This window comes from Streptomyces sp. NPDC058964, from assembly GCF_042741275.1.
In the GTDB taxonomy this organism is placed as follows: domain Bacteria; phylum Actinomycetota; class Actinomycetes; order Streptomycetales; family Streptomycetaceae; genus Streptomyces.
Window position 1 is genome coordinate 1,379 of sequence record NZ_JBHYKH010000455.1, and the last position, 563, is coordinate 1,941.

Genomic DNA, 563 nt, shown 5'->3' on the forward strand with positions numbered 1-563 from the left:
GTGCCCGTCGCCGCAATCATATACCCAACCCCTGGGGTATGGGCCGCGGGGGGGGGGTGGGGCGCCCCCCGCGCCCGAGGCATGTCCTCGTCCGCAAGCCTCTCTTACCGCCGGCAGAGATCGCCGTGCCGTTGGAGCACATCGCCCACGTGATCCGCTCCACGCGGGGCGCTACAGCGCCGAGGACGTCTTCCACCGGCCTGCGCGCACGATCGGGGAGATTCAGGTGTGCCGGCTGCGCTGACCCCGCGCCGACCGCGCATACCCATTCACGCGCCACTCACGCCTCGTTCACTTGCCTCACAAGATCGAAAGCGTGTACATCGAACCACCTCCCAAGTCACCGCCCTCGCAACTCCCCCTTCACCACCTTCCCGCTCGCATTCCGCGGCAGTTCCGCCACGAACTCCACCGCCCTCGGCACCTTGTAGTTCGCCATCTCCCGTCGGGACCAGGCGATCAGGTCGTCCGCCGTTGCCGTTGCTCCCGGCCGGCGGCGCACCAAAGCCGATGCGCCCCACCCCCGGGGGGGGGGCGGGGCGCCCCAGAACACCACCTCGGCC

General features: G+C 70.2%; 1 pseudogene. It reads right to left on the reverse strand.

What is annotated here, in order from left to right:
* Positions 1–340: 340 nt before the first annotated feature.
* Positions 341–563 (reverse strand): annotated as a pseudogene (locus ACFW2E_RS36715) (fatty acid--CoA ligase family protein); the annotation flags it as partial.